At 66.1% G+C, this 5,756-nt stretch carries 5 protein-coding genes; 1 reads left to right on the top strand and 4 read right to left on the bottom strand.

Features of this window, described 5'->3' with window-relative positions:
• Nucleotides 1-156: 156 nt before the first annotated feature.
• The 3 genes from AC5RWT_RS33800 to AC5RWT_RS33810 form a co-directional block, all read right to left on the bottom strand.
• On the bottom strand, nucleotides 157-579 hold the full coding sequence (locus AC5RWT_RS33800; protein ID WP_494084032.1) for a hypothetical protein: 423 nt from the start codon (nucleotides 577-579) through the stop codon (nucleotides 157-159).
• Nucleotides 580-624: 45 nt separating this feature from the next.
• Entirely contained in the window at nucleotides 625-849 is a 225-nt protein-coding gene (locus AC5RWT_RS33805; RefSeq protein WP_494084033.1) for a hypothetical protein, read from the bottom strand.
• 82 nt (nucleotides 850-931) lie between these two features.
• Nucleotides 932-2,002 (bottom strand): NAD-dependent epimerase/dehydratase family protein, encoded by a 1,071-nt coding sequence (locus AC5RWT_RS33810; RefSeq protein WP_494084034.1) that lies wholly within the window; start codon nucleotides 2,000-2,002, stop codon nucleotides 932-934.
• Between the two features lie 173 nt (nucleotides 2,003-2,175).
• Here AC5RWT_RS33810 and AC5RWT_RS33815 point away from each other — a divergent pair, with 173 nt between their 5' ends.
• A complete protein-coding gene (locus AC5RWT_RS33815; protein WP_494084035.1) occupies nucleotides 2,176-3,612 on the top strand; it encodes an aldehyde dehydrogenase family protein in 1,437 nt (478 codons plus the stop codon).
• 74 nt (nucleotides 3,613-3,686) lie between these two features.
• Here the strand turns inward: AC5RWT_RS33815 and AC5RWT_RS33820 are convergent, their stop codons facing one another.
• The gene (locus AC5RWT_RS33820) at nucleotides 3,687-5,336 is read right to left on the bottom strand and encodes a catalase (RefSeq protein WP_494084036.1); all 1,650 of its coding nucleotides are present in this window, start codon (nucleotides 5,334-5,336) and stop codon (nucleotides 3,687-3,689) included.
• Nucleotides 5,337-5,756 lie beyond the last annotated feature (420 nt).

Consider the following 5,756-nt stretch of genomic DNA (forward strand, 5'->3'; position numbering starts at 1 on the left):
GCTCCTCACCGGCCGGAATCGACGGATCCGCCGATGTGCCGGTTTGGTCTCGCGGCTCTTTGCCGTGGCCGTTCTCTTGTTCGGTCATGCCGGTCCTTCCATCTCTCGCTGGTGCCCGCCCGGTTGGGGCGCGCTTCGCGGCATTCCCCGGGCAGCTCAGACGCCAGGCGGGCGAAGGTCGCCGTGGCCGCCGGTGGCGGGCCCGCCCGGCATGGCTCCTCCCTCGTCCGTCCAGCTCTGCCCGGTCTCGTCGTTGCGTGCGGGATCGGAGATGGTGTCGTCGAGTGTGGTGGGGGGAGCACCTGCCCCGCCGTCGGACTTGCCTGCTCCGTGGTTCCCGGGCAGTTTGGCGGCGGCCGCAGATCCGGCCTTCTTCGCCGCTTCGGTGACTTGGCCAGCTACTCCCGGCGCCTTTTCTTTGACCATGCCGGTGGCTTCGTGGACCTTTTCCTGCACGGCCGGGTTGTGCCAGAGTTCGTTGCCCTTGGCCCGCAGCGATTCATAGGCGGACCTTCCGGATTTCGAGCCCAAGACGAATCCGAGGGCAATGCCGGCGCCGAACGTGAGTTTCCCTTTCACAGCGTGCTCCTGTCAGTAGACGGTTAGGTGAACGGTAGTGCTGGGTCAGCCGGGGAACTGGGCATTCGGTGCGTCGCCGCGACCGTCCCGGTCCTTGTCGCCGTAGGCTTTCTTGGCCAGGTCTTCGGCAAGCTTTTCGTCGCCGTGGACAGGAATGCTGGCCTCGTTGACTTCCTTATCGTCAATGTCGTCCAAGCCTGCGGGCTGGTCCGAGGTTGTGTCTTGCAGATCGTCCGGATGCTCCGGGCGGGGATTCTCGCTGGTATCCATCGCGTCCTCCTTCTCAAGCGGGTCGTTCTGTGGAACGGACCGGGCGGCTGCGCTGTTGGCGCGGCTTGCCCGTGGGGCAAGCCTACGCGTCGGTCCGCCGGTTCGCACTCGGCCAGCGGCTGCGCGGGCGCATGGCAGGCGACTCCTGCACCCCTCTGGCCCGACCCATTCCGGCTAGAACTTCCCGGATTGCCGACAGCGAATCAACCCGCGGCGCCCAGCCAAGTTCCGTTCTGGCCCGGTTGGTATCCATCACTGGAGCTGCGCGCGCCATGTCCACCCATCCAGGGTCGGTGGCCAGCAACCGGACCGACCACGCGGCTCCCACCAGCAGCCGAACCAATAGCACGGGGACAGGCAACCACCGCCGGGCCCCGAACAGGGAAGCGACGAGTCCGGGAGTAATCACCGGTTCGGCAGCCACATTGAAGGCACCCCTCGCGCCTTGGTCAATCACCCGCCAGTAGGCGTCCGCCACGTCATTCGCGTGCAGCGCCTGGAAGACAAATTCCTCCGGGAACGGAATCAGCGGCAGCCGCAGTCGGTCGACGAAAAACTTGGGGATTACCCGCCCCACGAAGTAGCGGCCGATCTGGCTGCCTGCCTCTGCCTGGAATATCAGGCCGGGCCGCAGCCGGGCCACCTTGATTTCCGGGTGATCGTCGGCAAACTTGTCCAGCAGCGCCTCCTGCTGGCCTTTGAACCGGCTATAGTGCGAGCTGGCGATGCCGCGTGCCGGCCAGTCTTCGCCAACCCGGGAATCCTTCGGACCAGGACTGTAGGCCCCGACTGACGAGGCGCAGACCACATGCTCAACACCGGCGCTCGTGGCAGCGGCCAGCACGTTCGCGGTGCCGTCCACGTTTACCCGTCGCATCTGCTCTTCATCGTGGTTCGGCTGAAGGAGCCAAGCCAAATGGACGACGACGTCGCACCCCTTGAAAGCCTGCGTGAGCCTTTCCCTGGCGTCCCTGGCGGCGACGTCCAACGAAACCCAGCTGACGCCCTCGTACGGTTCTATGGTGGCATCCGGCAGTCGCCGGGCAATCCCGACTACTTCCAACTCATCGGCCCGTTCGCCCTGCGCCGCATGCAACCGGCGCAGCACAGCCGTTCCGACATTTCCGCTGGCTCCGACTACGGCGACTCGCATGCTCAGACGCTACCGCTCATGCCACGGCTTGGCGAGGGTAGAGGAGCCGCCGAGGCCCAGCGTCCCCGTCGGCAGCTGTGCGCTCAGCGACAAGTGTTCGGCACGCACAGTCTATGAAGCCGCGCCTGGCTCAGGGCAAGCTGGAGACATCGTACTGACGGAAAGGGAAAAACATGACAACTCAGACCACTAACCAAGGCACGTTCGCTTCGGCGGCGGAGTTGCTTGCCGCGATCCAGCCGTCCGAGGGAGGGCGGGACATTATGGATCCGGCCACCGGTGAGCTGGTCGGCCGGGTCGCCGAGCCCGGTGTTGCCGAGCTGGACGCCGCCGTCGAGTCCGCCCGCCGGGCCCAGCCGGAATGGGCCGGGCGCGGCCATGCCGGCCGCAGCGAGTACCTGAACCGGGCGGCGGACGCGGTGGAAGCCAACGCGGAGGCCCTCGCCGAGCTACTCTCGCGGGAGCAGGGCAAGCCGCTCAACGGCCCGAACGCCCGGTTCGAGGTCGGCGCCTGCGCGGCCTGGCTGCGGGCCACTGCAGTGTTCGAGCTGGAGCCGGAGGTGCTGGTGGAGGAAGACGGCAACCATGCCCAACTGCACTACCGGCCGCTGGGCGTGGTGGGCGCGATCGGGCCGTGGAACTGGCCGATGATGATCAGCATCTGGCAGCTGGCCCCGGCACTGCGGATGGGCAACACCGTGGTGATGAAGCCCTCCGAGTACACGCCGCTGTCCGTGCTGGCGCTGGCAGAGGTGCTCAACACCGTGCTGCCGGCGGACGTGCTGCACGTGGTTCCGGGCGGCCGGGATGTGGGCGAGGCCTTGGCCGCGCATGAGGGCATCGACAAGGTCATGTTCACCGGTTCCACCACCACCGGCAAGGCGATCATCCGCTCTTCCGCGGACACGGTGAAGCGCCTGACCCTGGAACTGGGCGGTAACGACGCGGGCATCGTGCTGCCGGACACCGACCCGAAGGCCGCCGCGCAGGATTTGTTCTGGGGCGCGTTCATCAACACCGGCCAGACCTGTGCCGCGCTGAAGCGGCTGTACGTGCACGAGGACATTTACGACGACGTGTGCGCAGCGCTCACCGAGGTCGCCGAGCAGATGCCGATGGGCGTCGGGCTGGACGAGAACAACGTGCTGGGCCCGCTGCAGAACAAGGCCCAGTTCGACATCGTCTCCAAGCTGGTGCAGGCGGCCAAGGACTCCGGTGCACGCGTGCTGCTCGGTGGCGAACCGGAGACGGACCAGCCAGGCTACTTCTACCCGACCACCCTGGTCGCCGACATCGACAACGACAACCCGCTGGTGGCCGAGGAACAGTTCGGCCCGGCCCTGCCGATTATCAAGTACTCCACCGTGGATGAAGCGGTGGAAATGGCCAACGGGCTGAGGGTCGGCCTGGGCGCCTCGGTCTGGTCCTCCGACCCGGCCAAGGCCCGCGAGGTCGCGGCCCGGATCGAGGCCGGCACCGTGTGGATCAACAAGCACGGCGCCGTCGACCCGCGGATCCCGTTCGGCGGCGCCAAGCAGTCCGGCTACGGCCTGGAGTTCGGCATCGACGGCCTCAAACAGCTCGGCGCACCCCAAGTCATCGCCGGCTAGGCCCCGAACGGAAACGGTGAGGTCCGGACTAATCTATCCGGGCCTCACCGTTCGATAATTACCCATTGCGCGCGTCAGCGCTTCACTGTGACGCGCTCGTTGGGTACGCAGTGGGTCATGGTCAGTCCGGAGACATCCCGGGGTCCGTTCTTGCCCAGGTTGGCCATCCACGCCTGCTCGGCGTCGGAGAGGTTCTGGCTGGACAACGGACCAAGGTTTTTCACCTCATCCAACGCTATGCCGATGCCGTCGCCCACCCGGTCGCCGAGTTCGTCCGCGATCATATAAAGGTGCCAGAGCATGCGCTCCTGGATGGGCCGGTCGCACTGCGACAACGCGTCCGTCAGGTTGGTGATCAGGTCCTCGCGCTCCCAGTCGTCCTGGAGGTGGAACCGCTGGCCGGCCTGTAGGTAGTCATTGGTCCGTCCGATCCGTTCCCGGGTCAGTTGGCCGCTGATCTCCGGCCCGATGGCGTGGTGGTAGCCGGAGTCCTTCTCCGCTTCCTGCAGTCCGCCGGCGATGGTCGGCTCGTAGTTCACGTGCGGGTTCTGGCCCGGCGCAGTGTCCACAAAGTGCATCATCTGGCCGTCCCGCTGATTGGTGGCCACCGGCGCCTTGGGGCTGTTGACCGGGAGCTGCAGGTAGTTCGGGCCCACCCGGTGGCGCTGGGTGTCGCTGTAGGAGAACGTGCGGCCCACCAGCATCTTGTCGTCCGAGAAGTCCAGGCCGTCCACCAGGACGCCGGTGCCGAACGCGATCTGCTCGCTCTCGGCGAAGAAATTTTTGGCGGTACGGTCCAGCACCATCCGGCCCACGGCCTTGGGCGGGAACTGCTCTTCCGGCCAGACCTTGGTGTCGTCCAGCGGGTCGAAGTCGAGTTCGGGATGCTCGTCGTCGGACATCATCTGGACCTGCAGTTCCCACTCCGGAAAATTGCCGGCTTCGATGGCGTCGTACAAATCCTTGGTGTGCGAACCGAGGGTCCGCGCCTGGATGTTGGCGGCGTCCGCTGCGGTCAGCGACTTCACGCCCTGCTTGGGGGACCAGTGGTACTTGACTAACACGGTCTCGCCGGCGGCGTTGACCCACTTGTAGGTGTTCACGCCGAAACCCTGCATGTGCCGGTAGTCCGCCGGGATGCCGCGCGGGCTGAAGACCAGCATCACCATGTGCATGGATTCGGGCGACTGGCTGAAGAAGTCCATGGCCCGGTTCGGCACCGATGCCTCGAAGTTCACCGGGTCCGGCTTCTGGGAGTGGATGAAATCGGGGAACTTGATCGCGTCGCGGATGAAGAACACGCCCAGGTTGTTGCCCACCATGTCCCAGTTGCCGTCCTCGGTGTAGAACTTGACGGCAAAGCCGCGCGGGTCTCGGGCCACCTCGGAGGAATCACGGCCTCCGGCAACGGTGGAGAAGCGGATGGCGAGGTCGGTGCGCTTGCCCGCTTCCTGGAACAGTTTGGCTCGGGTGAACGTGGCGATGGGCTCGTCGCCCCACGTGCCGTAGGCCTCGAAGTAGCCGAAAGCCGTGGTGCCGCGGGCATGCACAACGCGCTCGGGCACACGCTCGCGGTCGAAGTGGCTCATCTTCTCCAGGAACTGGTAGTTCTCCAGGGTCGCCGGGCCGCGGGCGCCGAGGGTTCGCATGTTCTGGTTGTCGTAGACCTTGTGGCCCTGCCGGTCGGTCAGGGGCTGGTCCGGGGACGTGGCCGCATCGGTCATCACTGATCACTCCTCAGGGACAGGGGATGTGCCGGTTGCCGTGTTCCACCTTCCTCCTCGGCAGGGCCAGGGGCAAGAGTCCGACGGCGGCTTGAGGCCGGCTGTCTGAAGCACCCGGAATGACCGGGAAGCAGCCGCTTCCGCGTGGCGAGGCGGTCGTTTACCGATGGGGACGCTGGGCCCCGGACTACTTTCGCTTAGGTGCAGGCTCTGCCCGTCAAACATGCGCCTGCCGTACGCTATACGCCACATTGCTTCCCGGCCCAACAGAAGGCATCCGCGTTTGCGGAGCTTTGGCCCCGGTCATCCCGTGCGTGCGGCTCTAAGCCGGCCCTTCCCGGAGCAATGTGGCGTATAGCGAACAGGCCTCTGGCCGCAGCGGGTCCGGGCGAGAGTGCTCTGCTTCCGTGCACCGAAGCA

The sequence above is a fragment of the Arthrobacter sp. Dra40 genome (assembly GCF_059091905.1).